We start from the raw sequence: 16884 nt of genomic DNA on the forward strand, positions 1-16884 counted from the left end.
TCAGAGGTCCAGCGCCTCGGCCCCAAGATAGGCGGGTGCCAGCAGCAGGCGGCGATATCGGCCCAGCGGAAAGCGCGGCGGCGCAGAGCCCAGCCAATCGGGGGCTTGCACGGGCTGGCCCAGTAGTTTGTCCGCCACCAGCCGCCCCGCGTATGACCCCATCGCGACCCCGTTGCCGTGATAGCCCATTGCCGCGAACAGCCCGGTCTGGCCCGGCACCGTGCCAATGAACGGCACGAGGGTGCGCATCAGGCAGACAAGGCCAGACCATTCATGGGTGATGCCGACGTGTGCCCAAGCCGGAAACATCCGCGCAAGATCGCGCCGGATGCGACGGGACAGGCGCGCCTGCGCCGCTGGTGTCGCACGTAGCCCGCCGCGCATGCCGAACAGGAACCGCCCGTCCGGCAACAGACGAAAGTAATGCAGCAGGAACCGCGTGTCATAGGCCATTTGCGCCGACCACCAGCCCGCCGCCTGCCTCTCGTCTTCGGTAAGCGGGCGGGTGACGATGACACTGGATTGCACCGGTAGCGTCCGGGCATTCAGCCACGGCGGCAGGTTCTCATGGCTATAGCCATTGGTGGCGAGGATCACGCTGTCAGCGGTGACGCGCCCCTGCGGGGTTTCAAGGTGCCAGCGCGCCCCGCTCCGTTGCAGGTGGGTTACTGGGCTGTGCGCATACAGTCGCGCGCCCGCGTCTTGCGCTGCTATGGCCAGCCCTGCGTGATATTTGCGCGGGTTCAGGGCAAAACCGATGGGCAGCGTCATGCCGCCATGCCACGGACCGCCCATCCCGGTGTCATGCAAGTCCTGCGCAGAGTGCAGGGTGGGGGCGACGCCATAGGCCGCGGCGGTCTCTTCTGCCCCTGCTTTCAGCGCATCAAAGGCGCGTGGTTTATGGGCGAGCAGGGTCTCGCCATGCGAATGCCGGTCGACGTCCCAGCCATGCCGGTCGATTAACGCCGTCACATGGGCGACGGCCGATATCTCTGTCTCGGCCCAGCGGCGGGGTGCGTCTGGCCCAAACTGTCGCCGCAGCAAGGCGTCGGGTGCTTTGGCCCCGCCCAGGCAGCAGAACCCGCCATTGCGCCCCGATGCACCCCAGCCGGGATGCTCGGCCTCCAGCACTGCAACGGATACGCCCTCTTGCGCAAGGCGCAGCGCGGCGTTGAGGCCGGTGAATCCTCCGCCGATGACCGCCACGTCACAGTTGGTGTCAGTGTCGAGTGTGGGCCAGTTTTCCGGGGTTACCGTGTCGGCCCAGAAACAAGCCCCCTGCGGCCCGTAGGCCGCAGGCTCAAACAGGCGCGTCACGACGTCCGCTGAGCGGCCTGTTCCTCGCGCGCGCGTTGGACAGAGGCCCGTTTGGTGATCAGCGAGGCAGAGATGACGCCCACCGTCACAAAACCGATCAGGATGGTCGAGAGCGCGTTGATCTCGGGACTGACGCCAAGGCGGACAGCGGAAAAGACCTTGATCGGCAGGGTGGTTGCGCCGGGGCCGGTGGTAAAGCTGGCGATCACCAGATCGTCCAGCGACAGGGTAAAGGCCAGCAGCCAGCCAGAGATGACCGCAGGCGCGATGATCGGCAGCGTGATCAGCGTGAAACTCTCAAACGGAGAAGCGCCCAGATCCAGCGCCGCCTCTTCCAGCGCCTGATCAAAGGTGCTGAGGCGCGACGAGACGACGACCGACACATAGCACATCGAAAAGGTGGTATGAGCCAACACTACCGTCAGCACCCCACGGTCCATTCCCAACCCGATGAACAGCAGCAGCAACGACAGGCCGGTGATGACCTCTGGCATGACAAGCGGTGCGTAGATCATGCCGGAAAACAGCGTCCGTCCCGGAAAGCGCCCGGCGCGGACCAGAACGTAGGCCGCGATCGTTCCCAGCACCGTGGCGATAGTGGACGAAAAGAGCGCGACCTTCAGCGTGACCCATGCCGCATCAAGGAACTCCTCGTTCTGTAGCAGTTCGCCATACCATTTGGTCGAGAACCCGGCCCAGACGGTGACAAGACGGCTTTCGTTGAAGGAATAGATCACCAGCAGGACCATCGGCAGATATAGAAAGGCAAAGCCGAGGGTCAGCGAGGTGGCGTTGAACCACGAAAACCGTCTCATGTCCGGACCTCCGGGCAGGGGCGAATTTTCGTCGAAAATTCGTCTCGCGTCATCTTTCGGCCTCCCGTGCCTTTTCCTCGGACCGCTGGAACAGTACGATCGGGATGATCAGGATCAGCAGCAGCACAACCGCCACCGCCGAGGCCACCGGCCAGTCGCGGTTGGAAAAGAACTCTTCCCACAGGACCTTGCCGATCATCAGCGTATCCGACCCGCCCAGCAGCGAGGGGATCACGAATTCCCCGATGGTCGGGATGAACACCAGAAAACAACCGGCGATGATGCCATTGCGCGACAAGGGAATGGTGATCAGCCAGAACGCCTCGAACCGGGAGGAGCCCAGATCTTCAGCCGCCTCCAGCAGGCTTTCGTCCAGCTTTTCCAGCGCCGAGTAGATCGGCAGGATCATAAAAGGCAGGTAGGTGTAGACGATGCCGATATAGACGGCCCAGTTGGTGTTGAGGATGTTCAGCGGTTCCGAAATGACGCCGATCCCCATCAGGAACTGGTTCAGCACACCCTCTGTCGACAGAATACCGATCCACGAATAGACCCGGATCAGAAAGCTGGTCCAGAATGGCAGGATCACCAGCATCAGGAGCGTCGGACGCCATTCCTGCGGCGCGCGTGCCATGGCGTAGGCCACCGGATAGCCCACCAGCAGCGTCACGAGGGTCGCGACCAGCGCGATGCGAAGTGAACTGAGATACGCCTTCCAGTAGAGGTCATCGGTGGTCAGAAAGGTGAAATTCTCGATGTCGAGGCCGGAAAAGAAGGCGCGTAACCCGGCCCAGCCTTCGTTCCAGTCCAGTTGCGGCGCGTAAGGCGGTCGCGCCAGCGCGTAGTCCGACAGCGAGATCTTCAATACGATGAGGAAGGGCACCAGAAACAGCGCCAGCAGCCAGAGGTAGGGGACGGCGATCAGGACGGCGCGGCGCATCACGCGTCCTTCAGCACGACGCCGGCGGTGGCCGAAAAGCTCAGCCAGACCTCGTCTTCCCAAGTGATGTCACGGCGCGAGATGCGGCGGGTGTTGGCGGCTTGTGCCTTGATCATGGTGCCGCCCTCGATTTCGACATGGTAGGTCGAGATATTGCCGAGATAGGCGATGTCGATGACCTTGCCGCGCAGTGTGTTGGGCGCGTCGGGGCGTTGCTTGGCGATGGCAACCTTTTCCGGGCGCAGCGCGATGACCACGGGTTGCCCGGCCATTGCAGGGTCGCCATTGGTGGCGATTACCGGCGGATGGCCTTCTGCCCACTGGATCGCAAGGCCACCGGCGGGAACGTCGGTGGCTGCGGGCTGTGCAGGCACCACAGCCGGGGCGGGCGTTGGTGCCTCCGTCTCCGCCTCCGAAGGCGGCGGCAGGCGGCGCTGTTCGTCGTCGATCCACTTTCCGAAGATCGGGCTCAGGACCCGATCGTGCAGGGCGCGTCCCATGTCGTTGGGTTGCGGGGCGGATTGTTGTGGCGCGGGGCCCGTCGCCGGTTCCGTGACAGGCTCTGGCGTCGTCGCGGGGGCCGGTTCCGCCACCTCTGCCTCAGGCATTTCGGGGGCGTCGGGGCGGGCCTCGGCAATGCCGCGGATCAGGTTCACGTCGCCGATGAAATCGGCCACATAGACAGAGTTCGGTGCCTCATAGATAACATCCGGTGTCGACACCTGTGCGATCTTGCCCTCGTTCATCACTGCCACGCGGGTGGCGACGGTCATCGCCTCTTCCTGATCGTGGGTCACGATTATGAAGGTGGTGCCGGTCTTTTCCTGAATGTCCATCAGTTCGAACTGGGTTTCTTCGCGCAGCTTGCGGTCCAGTGCGCCCAGCGGCTCATCCAGCAGCAGAAGTTTCGGGGCCTTGGCCAGCGACCGGGCCAGAGCCACGCGCTGCCGCTGGCCGCCTGAAATCTGGTGCGGTTTGCGACTGGCGAACCGTTCCAGACGGGTCAGGCGCAGCATTTCCTGCACGCGGGCGTGGACCTCATCCTTGGGCTTTTTCTCGCGCCGCAGGCCAAAGGCGATGTTGTCGTACACGGACAGGTGCGGAAACAGGGCGTAGCTCTGGAACATCATGTTCACCGCGCGCTTGTTCGGCGGGACACGGGCAATGTCGCGCCCGTCCAGAAGGATCTGGCCCTCGGTCGGTTCCTCGAACCCGGCGAGCATGCGCATTAGGGTGGTCTTGCCGCAGCCGGACGGGCCAAGCAGGGCAAAGAACTCACGTTCGAAAATGTCCTGAGTCAGGTCGTCAATGGCGGTGAAGTCGCCAAATCGCTTGGTCACGCCCTTGAACTGGATGAGCGGCTTGGCCGCCGGGTCCGTCCACGGGGCAAATACAGGTTCGGCCATGTTATTTCACCACGCAAGGCAAGGACCGCGCCAGCCTTGGCGCGGCGCGGTCCGGAGTGGGCTCAGGTGCCCGATTTGATCTTGGTCCACAGGCGGGTCACGACGCGCTGCACTTTGGGCGGATAGGGTGTGGTGGTGAAGGTGTTGTCCATCGCCGCCGCATCCGGGTAGATCGCACTGTCGTCGATCACGTCCTCGACAAGGAATTCCTGCGAGGCAAGGTTGCCGTTGGCGTAATAGACGTAGTTCGACGCCGCCGCCATGTTCTGCGCATCCATGATAAAGTTCAGGAACGTGTGGGCCGCGGCGGGGTTGGGCGCGTCCACCGGGATCGCCATCTGGTCAAACCACATCTGCGCACCTTCGTCCGGGGCGTAGTAGCTGATCACAACGCCGTTGTCGGCCTCGGCGGCGCGGTCGCGCGCCTGCAGCACGTCACCGGACCAGCCCACCGCCACGCAGATGTCGCCATTGGCCAGCGCGTTGATGTATTCCGAGCTGTGGAATTTCTGGATGAACGGACGGATCGGGCCAAGCACCTCTTCGGCGCGGGCGATGACCTCGGGGTCGTGACTGTCGGGGTCAAGGCCCAGATAGTTCAGCGCCGCCGGGATCATCTCTGTCGGGGCGTCCAGCATGTGGATACCGCAAGCGGCCAGCTTTTCGGCGTTCTCGGGCTTGTAGATCAGGTCCCAGCTGGTCACCGGGGCGTCATCGCCGAGGATTTCCTTGACCTTCGCCTCATTCACGCCAAGGCCGGTGGTGCCCCACATGTAGTTGATCGAATAGTCGTTGCCGGGATCATAGGCGGCGGTACGCTTTGAGATCACGTCCCACATGTTGCCCAGATTGGGCAGCTTGGACTTGTCCAGCGGTTGAAACGCACCTGCCGAAATCTGGCGCTGCAGGAAGGTGCCCGTGGGGACAACCACGTCATAGCCCGACCCACCAGCCAGCATCTTGGTTTCCAGCACTTCGTTGCTGTCGAACACGTCGTAGATGAGGTCGATGCCGGTTTCCGTCTCGAATTTTTCAAGCAGGGCTTCGTCGATATAGTCAGACCAGTTGTAGACGCGCACTTCCTCGGCGGCGGCCATTCCGGCAGCCAGCGCAAGGGACGCTGTCAGGGTCACAAGGGTTTTGGTCATGTCGTTCTCCCGTTGGTGGCGGGGGTCTTTGTGCGCCCCGTCCCCAATTTTTGATCATAAGTTGCGCCGTCGTGCAACATGCGCGATGGTTCCACGGCCCGGTGTCCTGCGCAAGGGATGGCTGAGACGGGGCGGGCTTGGGGAGCGGCGATGGCGGAAAATGTGGCAGAGGCGAAACCCCAGGCCGGGTTGCCCGCGCATGAACGGGTCTACAGGTCACTGCGGGACGCGGTTTTGTTCGGGGCGTTGACGCCGGGAGAACCCGTTACGATTCAGGGGCTTGTTGAGCGTCTGGATGCGGGCATGACGCCGGTTCGAGAGGCGATCCGTCGGCTGACGGCAGAGGGGGCGTTGCAGGCGCTGGGCAACCGGCGCATTCAGGTGCCAGTCCTGACCGCGGCCTTGGTCGAAGAGTTGACCGAGACGCGGCTGGCGTTGGAACCACGGCTGGCGATGCGCGCAGCGGATCGCGCGGGGGCAGAGGATGTGGCGCGGCTGGCGGGAATCGACGTGCGGCTGGACCGAGCCATCTCGCGTGGGGACATTGAGGGGTATCTGCGTGAAAACCATAGCTTTCACGCCTGTTTGAACGATATGGCCGAGGCCCCGATCATGACCGCCCTTGCGGATTCGCTATGGCTGCGGTTCGGGCCGTCGCTGCGGGTGGTTTGCGGGCAGGTCGGGACACGACACCTGCCGGACTGTCACAAGGATTTGCTGAGGGCATTGGCTGCTGGGGATGGCACGATGGCAGCGCGGGCCATCGAAGAGGATCTGGTGCAGGGGATGGAGGTGGTCCTGAGCAGTCTGTGAGACTGTCGGGGCGTTGATCCGGTTGCCGTTCCTGCGGAACGACACCTTGGCCACTGGCCCTGCAAGACGGGGCTTGCAGGTCGTGTGTTGCGCCCAGAATGGATGGGTATGGCCGGTTGCCGTTCCTGCGGAACGACACCTTGGCCATCGGCCCTGCAAGACGGGGCTTGCAGGGCCTGATTCGATTGACTTCCCATAATTTGATCATATTCTGCGGCTCACCATTTCCGGAGTGCCCGCATGACCATCCTGACCCCCAACTCGCCCACCGCCGAACTACAGGCGCTCGACGCCGCGCACCACATGCATCCTTTCACGCATGGTGCCGAATTGTCCAAGAAGGGCGCGCGGATCATCACCCGCGCGGATGGCTGCTGGCTGACTGACAGCGACGGTAACCGCATTCTGGACGGCATGGCGGGTCTTTGGTGTGTGAATGTCGGATATGGCCGCACCGAACTGGCCGATGCCGCGCATCGCCAGATGCTGGACCTGCCGTTCTACAACACGTTTTTCCAAACCAGCCATGTGCCGGCACTGAACCTTGCCGCGAAACTGGCGGAACTGGCGCCCGGCGATCTGAACCACGTCTTTTATGCGTCCTCGGGGTCCGAGGCGAATGACACCAACCTTCGCCTTGTGCGTACCTATTGGGAAGAGAAAGGCCAGCCTGAGCGGCAGGTTATCATCTCGCGCTGGAACGCTTATCACGGGTCATCTGTTGGCTCTGGGTCGCTTGGCGGGATGAAAGGCATGCACGCGCAGGGCGGAATGCCGATCCCCGGCATCCACCACATCGATCAGCCGCATTGGTGGGCCGAAGGCGGCTACAGCACGCCCGAGGCATTTGGCCTTGAGCGCGCGCAGGCGCTGGAAACCGCGATCCTTGAAATTGGCCCGGAAAAGGTCGCCGCCTTTATCGCGGAACCCGTGCAGGGGGCCGGTGGCGTGATCATCCCGCCCGAAACCTATTGGCCCGAGATACAGCGGATCGTCGACAAATACGGCATCCTGCTGATTGCGGATGAGGTGATCTGTGGCTTTGGCCGCACTGGCAACTGGTTTGGCAGTGAGACCTTTGGCATCACGCCCGACATCATGACCGTCGCCAAGGGGCTGTCGTCCGGCTATCAGCCCATCGGTGCGTCGATCGTGTCGGACGAGGTCGCCAGCGTGATCGGTAACACCGAATTCAACCACGGCTACACTTATTCCGGCCACCCGGTTGCTTGCGCCGTGGCGCTGGAAAACCTGCGCATCCTCGAAGAAGAGGGCATCGTTGACCGTGTGCGGAATGAAACCGCGCCTTACCTGAAAGAACGGTTCGAAAGCCTTGCTGATCATCCGCTGGTGGGCGAGGTCAAGATTGTCGGCATGATGGGCAGCCTTGCGCTGACCCCGGACAAGGCAACGCGCGCGGCCTTTGCCGAGGGTGGGGCCGCCGGGTTCATCTGCCGTGAGCGTTGTTTTGCGAACAACCTGATCATGCGCCACGTTGGCGACCGGATGGTGATCTCTCCGCCACTGGTGATCTCCAAGGATGAGATCGATACGCTGGTGACGCGCGCACGGCTCAGCCTTGATGAGGCGCTGGAGCGGTTGCAGAAGGACGGCCTGATGCAGGCCGCCCCTGCGTGATCGTCAGGTCTTGATCCAGACCTTTGCCTGCTCAAAGGAGTCGGCATCGAAAAACTTGGTCTTGGCCCCGCTCAGGCGGCCAAGCACCTTTTCCGCCAGCTTTTGCCAGCCAGAGTTGCCGATGATGGCGGCGCGGTCGATCTGGCGATAGTGGTCACGCACCACCTTGAGGTGCTCAAACAGCGCGGCCATACCTTGCCAGCCGTCGAAATCCCGCGCGTCGATCAGTAGGCGAAAGCGGTCATTGGCGCGGATGAACGCGTTCAAATCCTCGGTTTCCTCCGCATAGATCGCACTGTCGAGCTGCCCGCGCAGTTGCAGGTGCAGCACCCCGTCGCCCAGATCGGTCTGGTGGATCGCACCCAGCGATTCCGACAACCAGCGGCGCGCGTCATCGGCCTCTTCCAGCGGGAATACCCGCACGGGGCAGGGCAGGAACAGGCCAAGGCCCCTCACGGATCGACGAATCCAAGGTTTTTCGGTGACCACGGCCAGCCGGTCAAATCCACGCCAATGGCGCAGGCCCATGCGCGCGTCGTCCAGCATGGCCCCCAGCGTGAAATCCTCGAAATCCGCGCCGAAGATGACCAGCACACGGATGCGGTCATGGTCTTCAATGGCTTGCTCAAGCGCGGGCATGAGCATCTGTTCATAGTCGATATCGGTCACGACGCCGGAAAGGCGGACCTCGTAAAGGCCTTCGCGACCGATGGGTTGCACGTCAATCATGGCACGCTCCTGTCTGAACTCCGGATAAAGCCTGCGCACAACACACGAGTCTGCGCATTGACGCAGGTCACGGCGGATATGCGCCGCCCATGGGTGGGCGGCGCGCTGCGGATCAGCTGCCCACGCGTTGCGGTGCGCCGGTGGCCATGTTGGTGCCGACATAGGGCCTTTGCGCGGCTTTCCACGCGCCGAACCCGCCTTCCATGTGGGCGATCTGTTTGGCGCCCGCGTCGATGGCCGCGCGCGACACCTTTTCCGAGCGCACGCCGGATCCGCAGTGAAAGACGATCCGCTTGTCGGTCTGGCCGGGCAGGGCATCCGCCTTGAAGAAGGCGAGCGGCATAAGGAACGCGCCCTCGATGTGTTCGAACATGTATTCTTGCGGCGTGCGCACGTCGATCACGACGATGGATTTGTCGGCGATGCCTTTGGCGACCTCGTCTACGGTCCATGTCTCAAACGTGGCGTCGCCCACTGTTTCGGTTTTCATGTGTCTTTTTCCTCAGAACTTGTTTGCGGGAATCTTGTAATAATGCTGGCCGTCCTGCTCAGCAGGGGCAAGCCGCCCGCCGCGCAGGTTGAACTGGAGCGCATATAGCATCCGGTCCGGTAGTTTCAGTGTGGCGTCCCGGTCATCGCGCAGCTTGCGATAGTCGGCCTCTGTGGTGCCGCCGCCGACATGCGTGTTGTTGGCGCGGTGGTCGGCAACGGTCGCCTCCCAAGCGGGGTCCTTGCGGTCGCCGACGGGGGGATAGTCGTGGCCGACAAACAGGCGCGTGTCGTCGGGCAGCGCAAGGATCGCCATAAGCGAATTGTAGAGGTCGGCGGACGATCCACCGGGGAAATCCGCGCGGGCCGTGCCGGAATCGACGTGCATGAAGGTGTCATGCACAAAAGCCGCGTCTCCGATGACATAGGTGATCGACCCCAGTGTATGACCGGGTGACAGCATCACGCGGACAATGAGGTTGCCCAGTTGAAAGGTGTCGCCATCGGCGAACAGACGGTCAAAATCGCTGTCCACGTCAAAGGCGTCAGGCAGGTTGTAAATCTCACGCCATAGTTCGGCGATGTCGCGGACCTTTTCGCCGATCGCGTTGGGTGCGCCGGTCTCTTCCTTGAGCCATGCGGAGGCCATGAGGTGATCGGCATGGGGGTGGGTGTCGAGCACCCAAGACACCTCGAGTCCGGTGTCACGGACGTAATCCAGCACCTCGCGCGCGCTGTCGGTGCGGGTGCGGGCATGCGGCGGGTCAAAGTCCAGCACAGTATCGATCAGCGCCGCCTTTTTGGTTTGGGGATCAGATACGACATACATGATGGAACCGCTGGCGGGATCGTAGAACCCGGTGACATTCGGAGAGTTCGGGCCGGTCGAGGGGCTGAGTAGGTTGAACATCCTGATGTCTCCTTGAGTGACGGGCTGTGTTATTCAGATAATGGAATATTAACGTCGCACAAGCAGGCGCGGTTCCGAAATTTTTGACATCAACATGCCATATCCGACTGCCATCGGGGTGTGAAAACCGTGGACCACAACGGCAAACGGCCGCCCGGTCCGGGGCGGCTGGTAAATCGTGTCAATTCTGTGAGGGGAAAGGTAGCAGGCCTTGCCCCGGCGATCTGCCGGGGTAGGAGCGTATCAAACAGTCTTCTTGACCGCCGAGACTGGACGGAACCAAGTTTTGGCAAAAGCATCGCCGTATATGGCCGAGATTGTCTCGAAAGTGATCAGGGGCACCAGCATGTTCGCTTCCTTGTATTTGTCGCATCTAATTATTAACGCAACAATCTTTCGTTTTCTAGTGGGGTCACGTTCAATTATTGCGATACTTTCGTCGTAGTTCGTGAACGTCGCGCCACCCGGGTCGCTTCGTTCATGTCTGGTCTTTCCAGAATCGCGCAAAGCCTGCTAAGTCTTGTGGCGTGAATACAGTAGACCGCAATATCCGCCCGATCATCCAACAGCTTGACGAGGCCGCCATCAACCGCATCGCCGCTGGCGAGGTGGTGGAACGGCCTGCGTCGGCGGTAAAGGAGCTGGTTGAGAATGCCATCGACGCCGGCGCGCGCCGGGTAAAGATCGACGTCGCTGACGGTGGCAAGACGTTGATCCGCGTGGCGGATGATGGCTGTGGCATGTCGCCCGAGGACCTGCCGCTGGCATTGGCGCGTCATGCCACGTCAAAGATTGACGGCAGCGACCTGCTCAACATCCATTCCTTCGGTTTTCGGGGCGAGGCGTTGCCCTCACTGGGGGCCGTGGGGCGATTGACGGTGCAAAGCCGCGCGGGGGGCGAGGCGGCGGCAGAGATCACCGTGTCAGGCGGGGCAACCGGGGGCGTGAAACCCTGCGCGCTGAACGCTGGTACGGTCGTCACGCTGCGCGATCTGTTCTTCGCCACGCCCGCGCGGTTGAAATTCCTGCGGTCGGATCGGGCCGAGACAATGGCCATTTCGGACACGATCAAGCGGCTGGCGATGGCGGAACCCTCTGTCGGGTTCACACTGCGCGACGTGACCGGCGGGCAAGAGCGCGTGACATTTCGCGTTGAACCCGAAACCGGCGACCTGTTCGATGCGCTGCGCGGACGTTTGTCGCGGATCATGGGCGCGGAGTTTGTCGAGAACGCGATTGCTGTGGACGCGGAGCGCGAAGAGGTGCGGCTGACCGGCTACGCCGCTTTGCCAACCTATTCGCGCGGCTCTGCCGTGGCACAGTTCCTATTTGTGAACGGGCGTCCTGTTCGCGACAAGATGCTGATCGGCGCGCTGCGCGGGGCCTATCAGGATTTCCTCTCGCGCGACCGCCACCCTGCGGTGGCGCTGTTTGTCGACGTCGATCCGCACCGCGTGGACGTCAACGTGCATCCCGCGAAATCCGAGGTCCGCTTTCGCGAGCCGGGTGTGGTGCGCGGGTTGATCGTGTCGGGCTTGCGCCATGCTTTGGCGGAGGCCGGGCACCGCGCCTCGACCACCGTGGCGGGGGCAACCCTGGGCGCGTTCCGGGCCGAACAACCTGTGGAACCGCGTGTCTATCAGATGGACCGGCCTTCGCAGGGGGCGCGACAGGCGTCATATACGGCGCAGGCGCCGGGATTTGGCGATTTCTCGGGCAGTTATTCGGGCCGGGTGGTCGACCCGGAGCCGGTTTCTGCACCGGGAGAGGCCCCGGATCAAGTCCGGGGCGCGGTTTCCCTGCCCCTTGGGGCGGCGCGCGGGCAGGTACATGAGAACTACATTTTCGCCCAGACAGAGGATGGCATCGTCATCGTCGACCAGCACGCCGCGCATGAGCGGCTGGTTTATGAAAAGCTGAAACACCAGATGGCGGAAAACCGCATACCTGCGCAGGGCCTGCTGATCCCCGAGGTGATCGACCTGTCCCCGGACGACGCGGCGCGCCTGCTGGCGCGGGCCGATGATCTAGACCGGATGGGCCTGCGGATCGAGCCGTTCGGCGCGGGGGCCATTGCGGTGCGCGAAACCCCCGCCATTCTGGGAGAGGTCAACGCCGTGGCGCTGATCCACGACATTCTTGATGAACTGTCGGACCTTGGCGACAGCGGGCTGTTGCAGGAACGGATCGAGGCGATCCTGTCGCGTATGGCCTGCCACGGGTCGATCCGGTCGGGCCGGGTAATGCGCGCCGAAGAGATGAACGCGCTCCTGCGCGAGATGGAGGCGACGCCGCATTCCGGCCAGTGCAACCACGGGCGGCCCACCTATGTGGAACTCAAACTGTCGGATATCGAAAGGCTGTTCGGGCGCACATGATCCAGATCGGAGACGCCTCCTACAGGTTAGATGATCCGGTTGTGCTGGCGGTTCTGGGCTTTTTTGCGCTGGTTCTGCTGCTGCTCTGGCAGGCCGCGCGCGGTGCGCGTCGGGCCGCGCGACTGTCCGAGCCGGTCTTGCAACATGTCAGCCACCTGTCCGCTCGCGTGCAAAACCTGTCCGACGGGCAAGAGCGGCTGGCGGGCGGGTTGCATCACGTATCAGACGCGCAGGTCAGCAGTCAGACCGCCATGCTGGAAATGATGGAGCGGCGGCTGGCCGAGGTGCAGGAGCGTATGGGCGAGTCCTTGCACGGCTCTGCCCGACGCACGGCGCACAGTCTGGGCGAGTTACGGGAACGTCTTCAGTCCATCGACAAGGCGCAGGCCAATATCACCAAACTGTCGGGCGATGTGCTGTCCTTGCAGGACATATTGTCGAACAAACAGACGCGCGGCGCATTTGGCGAGATCCAGCTGCGCGAGATCGTGGCCAAGGCGCTGCCTCCGGATGGCTATACCTTGCAAGCGACGCTGTCGAACGGCCGGCGGGCAGACTGCCTGATACATTTGCCCAACCCGCCGGGGCCGATCGTGGTGGACGCCAAGTTTCCGCTGGAAGGCTATGAGGCTCTGATGCAGGCCGAGGGCAAAGAGTTTCGCGCACGCGCGGCGCAGGCGTTCCGCCTGTCGGTGCGCAAGCACATACGCGATATCGCATCGCGCTACATTCTTGAGGGCGAAACCGCCGACGGTGCGCTGATGTTCCTGCCCTCAGAGGCGGTCTATGCAGAGTTGCACGGCAATTTCCCCGACGTGGTCCGTGAGGGTTTCGACGCGCGGGTCTGGATCGTCTCGCCCACGACTTGCATGGCGACACTGAACACGATGCGCGCTGTGCTCAAGGATGCGCGGATGAAAGAGCAGGCCGGCGCGATCCGCAAAGAACTTGCCGCGCTGTATGGTGATGTCGAGCGGCTGTCCTCCCGGGTGGGCAACCTCGACCGGCATTTTGGTCAGGCGGCGAGAGATATCGAGGAAATCAAGATCAGCGCCGACAAGGCGGGAAAGCGGGCGCGCCGGTTAGACCAGTTCGATTTCGAAGATATGGAAGAATCCGCCGTGGTGCCGGTTCTGCGCTTGACCGATCCTGCGGAGTAGATTTTTCGCAGGGTTAGAGCGCCGTCGCAGTCCTCTGAAATGCAGTCAGCGGGCCTGCGGGATGTTAGCGCTAAAAATTTTCCGGTCACGGGTCAAGGAACCGGTTGAACCAATGCCCGATTAACGCGTTATACTGAAAAGAGAATCGCCGGAAAGCACGGCGCAAGGAATGCGGACACAAGACGCCGCACCTGGTGCCGTGCCCCGACACTGCCCCGATCCGGGGCGGGAGGAAGTGTTAGAATGCGAATGCCTGATTGTTTAAGGCTAAACGTATGCCATGCGCCTTGCGCATGGAGGCTATGCACTGCCGCGCCTGCCGCTGAAGGCGGAGGGCTGTTAAGCACCATGTCAGCTTTGGGAGGAGTCGAAAGAGATGGCGAAACGCCATTCTTTTATTCCCTCCAAGAAAAGTAGTTTAAGGCTAAACCAAGTTGCGCCACGCTGGGCGCAAGAAAGGGAAGAGGGCATATGAAAGACACTCCACAGGACGTCGATCCCGTCGAGAGCCAGGAATGGCAGGACGCGATCGAGGATGTGATCGAGCGTGACGGTGCCGACCGCGCGCATTATCTGCTCGACAAGGCGGTGCAGCGGGCACGGGCAGCGGGGGCCAAGCTGCCGTTCTCGGCGACCACCCCTTATCAGAACACCATTTCGCCGGATGACGAGGTCGATATTCCCGGCGACACCGAGATGGAATGGCGCATCCGCACAATCAACCGGTGGAACGCCATGGCGACCGTGGTCAAGCGCAACAAGGAATCGAGCGAGTACGGCGGCCACATCGCGTCGTTTGCCTCTTCTGCCGCGCTTTATGACATTGGTCTGAACCACTTCTGGCGCGCCAAGTCCGCAATCCACGGCGGCGATCTGGTGTTCTTTCAGGGTCACGTGATCCCCGGTATCTATGCCCGGTCCTTCATGGAGGGCCGGATCAGCGTTGAAGAGCTAAAGAATTTCCGCTCAGAGGTCGCGGGCGGCGGCCTGTCGTCCTACCCGCACCCGTGGTTGATGCCGGATTACTGGCAGTTCCCGACCGTCAGCATGGGCCTTGGCCCGCTGATGGCGATCTACCAAGCGCGGTTCATGAAATACCTCGAAAACCGGGGCCTGATCGAAAAGCAGGACCGCAAGGTTTGGGCTTTCCTTGGCGACGGTGAGATGGACGAACCGGAATCGCTGGGCGCGATCCATCTGGCGGCGCGCGAAGGCCTGGATAACCTGATCTTTGTCGTGAACTGCAACTTGCAGCGTCTTGACGGTCCGGTGCGCGGCAACTCCAAGATCGTGCAGGAGCTTGAGGGCAACTTCCGCGGCTCTGGTTGGGACGTGATCAAGCTGCTCTGGGGCAAAGGCTGGGATGATCTGCTGGAGCAGGACACCAGCGGCAAGCTGCGTCAATTGATGGATGAGACCATCGACGGTGATTATCAGACCTTCAAGTCCAAGGACGGCGCCTACATCCGCAAACACTTCTTCGGCAAATACCCGGAGACTGCGGAACTGGTCAAAGACTGGACCGACGATCAGATATGGGCGCTGCGCCGTGGCGGGCATGACCCGAAAAAGGTCTACAACGCGTTCAAACGCGCGTCCGAGGCCGAGGGCCAGCCGACCCTGCTGTTGGTCAAGACGGTCAAGGGCTACGGCATGGGCACCGCTGGCGAAGGCCAGAACACCACCCACCAGCAAAAGAAGATGCAGCTGGACCAGCTCAAGGCGATGCGCGACCGGTTCAAGATTCCGGTCACCGACGAAGAGCTGGACAAGGAGATCCCCTTTGTCAGCCTGAACAACGCGCAAAAAGCCTATCTGGCGGAACGGCGCAAGGAGTTGGGCGGATCGTTCCCCAAGCGTGAAACTGAATCGCCCAAGCTGGAAATCCCCGGACTGGACAAGTTCAAGGGCCAGTTGGAATCGACGGGCGACCGCGAAATCTCGACCACGATGGCCTTTGTCCGCATTCTGACCACGCTGTTGCGGGACAAGAAGATCGGCAAGCAGGTTGTGCCCATCGTGCCGGATGAAAGCCGCACTTTTGGCATGGAAGGGCTGTTCCGCTCTGTCGGGATCTACAACCCGAAGGGTCAGCAATATACGCCCGAAGACCGCGAACAGATGTCCTACTACAAGGAATCCGAATCCGGGCAGGTGCTTCAGGAAGGTATCAACGAGGCTGGCGCGATGGCCGACTGGATTGCGGCGGCAACCGCCTATTCCAACCACGGCGTCCCGATGATCCCGTTCTACATCTACTACTCGATGTTCGGGTTCCAGCGGATCGGCGATCTGGCGTGGGCAGCGGGCGACAGCCGCGCGCGTGGCTTTATGCTGGGCGGCACCGCCGGGCGGACCACGCTGAACGGCGAAGGCCTGCAACACGAGGATGGCCACAGCCATATCCTGGCTGGCACCATTCCGAACTGCATCAGCTATGACCCGACCTTCAGCTATGAGGTCGCGGTGATCGTGCAGCACGGGTTGCAGCGGATGTTCGTCGATCAGGAAGACGTCTATTTCTACCTGACGCTGATGAACGAGAATTATCAGCATCCCGATATGCCGATGGGCTCTGAGGAGGGCATCATCAAAGGTCTCTACCGTTTCAAGAAGACGGCGAAGCCCGCCAAGAAGCATGTCAACCTGATGGGCTCTGGCACGATCCTCGTGCAGGCGCTCAAGGCCGCGCAAATGCTGGAGGATGACTTTGGCGTCACCTCTGATATCTGGTCGGCGACCTCGTTTAACGAATTGGCGCGCGATTATCAGGACTGTGAACGTCACAACCGCCTGAACCCCTTCGCAGAAGAGCGTGTGCCCTATGCGACGCAAACACTGACCAATGCGCAGGGGCCGATCATTGTCGCCACCGACTATATGAAGAACTACGCCGAACAGATCCGGGGGGCGGTCAAGAACCGGTTCACGGTTTTGGGCACCGACGGCTTTGGTCGTTCGGACAGCCGGGTAAACCTGCGGCGGTTCTTTGAGGTGGACGCCAACCACATCGCGGCAGCGGCCATGGTCGACCTGTTCCGCGAAGGCGCTGTGTCCGAGAAGGATCTAGAGGCGGCTCTGAAGAAATACGACATTGACGGCGGCAAGCCGAACCCGCGTCTGGTTTGACGCGCGGCACGA

General features: G+C 62.0%; 13 protein-coding genes and 1 pseudogene. 5 read left to right on the plus strand and 9 right to left on the minus strand.

Translation table 11 applies throughout. The features are described from left to right. From VOI21_RS05035 to VOI21_RS05055, 6 genes and pseudogenes are all read right to left on the minus strand, one after another. Positions 1-1317 carry an FAD-binding oxidoreductase gene (locus VOI21_RS05035; RefSeq protein ID WP_323768301.1) on the minus strand — a complete coding sequence of 439 codons (1317 nt, stop codon included), beginning with the start codon at positions 1315-1317 and terminating at the stop codon, positions 1-3. After that, positions 1314-2132, minus strand: a complete 819-nt coding sequence (locus VOI21_RS05040; protein WP_323768303.1) for an ABC transporter permease — start codon at positions 2130-2132, stop codon at positions 1314-1316. The genes VOI21_RS05035 and VOI21_RS05040 overlap by 4 nt, the downstream gene beginning before the upstream one ends. Positions 2133-2181: 49 nt before the next feature. Then, positions 2182-3072 (minus strand): ABC transporter permease subunit, encoded by an 891-nt coding sequence (locus VOI21_RS05045; RefSeq protein WP_323768305.1) that lies wholly within the window; start codon positions 3070-3072, stop codon positions 2182-2184. After that, the gene (locus VOI21_RS24200; RefSeq protein WP_416358955.1) at positions 3072-3680 is read right to left on the minus strand and encodes a TOBE domain-containing protein; all 609 of its coding nucleotides are present in this window, start codon (positions 3678-3680) and stop codon (positions 3072-3074) included. The genes VOI21_RS05045 and VOI21_RS24200 overlap by 1 nt, the downstream gene beginning before the upstream one ends. 26 nt (positions 3681-3706) lie before the next feature. After that, positions 3707-4478: pseudogene (locus VOI21_RS24205) on the minus strand (ABC transporter ATP-binding protein); the annotation flags it as partial. Positions 4479-4540: 62 nt separating this feature from the next. Next, positions 4541-5626, minus strand: a complete 1086-nt coding sequence (locus VOI21_RS05055) for a polyamine ABC transporter substrate-binding protein (RefSeq protein WP_323768309.1) — start codon at positions 5624-5626, stop codon at positions 4541-4543. A 150-nt stretch (positions 5627-5776) separates the two neighbouring features. Here VOI21_RS05055 and VOI21_RS05060 point away from each other — a divergent pair, with 150 nt between their 5' ends. Next, complete coding sequence (locus VOI21_RS05060) at positions 5777-6439, plus strand: GntR family transcriptional regulator (protein ID WP_323768311.1); 663 nt, start codon at positions 5777-5779, stop codon at positions 6437-6439. A gap of 240 nt (positions 6440-6679) precedes the next feature. Next, on the plus strand, positions 6680-8077 hold the full coding sequence (locus VOI21_RS05065; RefSeq protein WP_323768313.1) for an aspartate aminotransferase family protein: 1398 nt from the start codon (positions 6680-6682) through the stop codon (positions 8075-8077). 3 nt (positions 8078-8080) lie between these two features. Here the strand turns inward: VOI21_RS05065 and VOI21_RS05070 are convergent, their stop codons facing one another. The 3 genes from VOI21_RS05070 to VOI21_RS05080 form a co-directional block, all read right to left on the minus strand. After that, the gene (locus VOI21_RS05070) at positions 8081-8806 is read right to left on the minus strand and encodes an STAS/SEC14 domain-containing protein (RefSeq protein ID WP_323768315.1); all 726 of its coding nucleotides are present in this window, start codon (positions 8804-8806) and stop codon (positions 8081-8083) included. A 112-nt stretch (positions 8807-8918) separates the two neighbouring features. Next, complete coding sequence (locus tag VOI21_RS05075; RefSeq protein ID WP_323768317.1) at positions 8919-9296, minus strand: rhodanese-like domain-containing protein; 378 nt, start codon at positions 9294-9296, stop codon at positions 8919-8921. Positions 9297-9308: 12 nt separating this feature from the next. Further along, positions 9309-10205, minus strand: a complete 897-nt coding sequence (locus VOI21_RS05080; RefSeq protein ID WP_323768319.1) for an MBL fold metallo-hydrolase — start codon at positions 10203-10205, stop codon at positions 9309-9311. Positions 10206-10732: 527 nt separating this feature from the next. On the opposite strand from VOI21_RS05080, the gene mutL reads away from it, so the two are divergent. The 3 genes from mutL to aceE all read left to right on the plus strand — a co-directional run bounded on the left by mutL (position 10733) and on the right by aceE (position 16872). Beyond that, positions 10733-12583 (plus strand): DNA mismatch repair endonuclease MutL, encoded by a 1851-nt coding sequence (gene mutL / locus VOI21_RS05085; protein WP_323768321.1) that lies wholly within the window; start codon positions 10733-10735, stop codon positions 12581-12583. Then, entirely contained in the window at positions 12580-13743 is a 1164-nt protein-coding gene (locus VOI21_RS05090; protein ID WP_323768323.1) for a DNA recombination protein RmuC, read from the plus strand. The genes mutL and VOI21_RS05090 overlap by 4 nt, the downstream gene beginning before the upstream one ends. 471 nt (positions 13744-14214) lie before the next feature. After that, a complete protein-coding gene (aceE, locus tag VOI21_RS05095) occupies positions 14215-16872 on the plus strand; it encodes a pyruvate dehydrogenase (acetyl-transferring), homodimeric type (RefSeq protein WP_323768325.1) in 2658 nt (885 codons plus the stop codon). Positions 16873-16884 lie beyond the last annotated feature (12 nt).

The organism is Antarctobacter sp. (assembly GCF_034670325.1).
Classification (GTDB): domain Bacteria; phylum Pseudomonadota; class Alphaproteobacteria; order Rhodobacterales; family Rhodobacteraceae; genus Antarctobacter.

Excerpts from the sequence above, each read along its gene's own strand:
- VOI21_RS05040 (WP_323768303.1), bottom strand. The coding sequence starts at position 2,132 with ATGAGACGGTTTTCGTGGTTCAACGCCACCTCGCTGACCCTCGGCTTT.
- VOI21_RS05045 (WP_323768305.1), bottom strand. The coding sequence starts at position 3,072 with ATGCGCCGCGCCGTCCTGATCGCCGTCCCCTACCTCTGGCTGCTGGCG.
- VOI21_RS24200 (WP_416358955.1), bottom strand. The coding sequence starts at position 3,680 with ATGCCTGAGGCAGAGGTGGCGGAACCGGCCCCCGCGACGACGCCAGAG.
- VOI21_RS05055 (WP_323768309.1), bottom strand. The coding sequence starts at position 5,626 with ATGACCAAAACCCTTGTGACCCTGACAGCGTCCCTTGCGCTGGCTGCC.
- VOI21_RS05060 (WP_323768311.1), top strand. The coding sequence starts at position 5,777 with ATGGCGGAAAATGTGGCAGAGGCGAAACCCCAGGCCGGGTTGCCCGCG.
- VOI21_RS05065 (WP_323768313.1), top strand. The coding sequence starts at position 6,680 with ATGACCATCCTGACCCCCAACTCGCCCACCGCCGAACTACAGGCGCTC.
- VOI21_RS05070 (WP_323768315.1), bottom strand. The coding sequence starts at position 8,806 with ATGATTGACGTGCAACCCATCGGTCGCGAAGGCCTTTACGAGGTCCGC.
- VOI21_RS05075 (WP_323768317.1), bottom strand. The coding sequence starts at position 9,296 with ATGAAAACCGAAACAGTGGGCGACGCCACGTTTGAGACATGGACCGTA.
- VOI21_RS05080 (WP_323768319.1), bottom strand. The coding sequence starts at position 10,205 with ATGTTCAACCTACTCAGCCCCTCGACCGGCCCGAACTCTCCGAATGTC.
- VOI21_RS05090 (WP_323768323.1), top strand. The coding sequence starts at position 12,580 with ATGATCCAGATCGGAGACGCCTCCTACAGGTTAGATGATCCGGTTGTG.
- aceE (WP_323768325.1), top strand. The coding sequence starts at position 14,215 with ATGAAAGACACTCCACAGGACGTCGATCCCGTCGAGAGCCAGGAATGG.